At 53.6% G+C, this 631-nt stretch carries 1 protein-coding gene; it reads right to left on the bottom strand.

Annotation, left to right across the window (positions count from 1 at the left end; all coding sequences use genetic code 11):
• Window positions 1-47 precede the first annotated feature (47 nt).
• Window positions 48-631, bottom strand: a 584-nt coding sequence (locus CA2_RS17405; RefSeq protein ID WP_156105929.1) for an IS5 family transposase, incomplete at its 5' end; no start/stop codon positions are given.

Here is a 631-nt window from a genome sequence, read left to right on the forward strand (position 1 = left end):
TTGCATAAATCGATTTCAGGCCAAGCTCCCCCAAACCCCAGCCGTGGCTATGCCACGGCTGCCGTCTGAGGACGGCCCAGTTCTGTAAATCGATTCAAGATGGCTGCTCGAATGTGCAGCTCGTTGACTTGTCGCTCAAAGGTACGAGACATCAGCCGCTCACCCAATCGTTTGATGCAGTTCATCTTGGTTTCCACCAAGCTGCGCCGGTGATACCCGATCCAACGTTTCCAGATACTTCGCCCCAGCCTTCGACATGCAGCGATCGCCGCATTTCGATGCACAAAGGCTTTGCCTTTGCGTATTCGAGCATTCTTGCGAGGAGGAATAATGGGAATACCTCCTCGCTTGATGACTTCTTCATGGACTGGTTGCGTGTCGTAAGCGCCGTCGCCCGTTAGGCTCTCCAGCACCTCATCTTCGGGCAATTGCTGCAGCAAATCCGGTATCACTGCTGCATCACTGACGTTGTTGGATGTCACGCAGATAGCCCTGACCTGTAGCGTCTGGGCATCAATGCCAATGTGCAACTTGCGCCATTGCCGACGACGCTCAGGGCCATGCTTTTTGCATTTCCACTCGCCTTCACCCAAGAACTTGATTCCCGTTGAATCAACCAGCAAATGCAGTC

The sequence above is a fragment of the Comamonas aquatica NBRC 14918 genome, from assembly GCF_000739875.1.
Classification (GTDB): Bacteria; Pseudomonadota; Gammaproteobacteria; order Burkholderiales; family Burkholderiaceae_C; genus Comamonas; species Comamonas aquatica.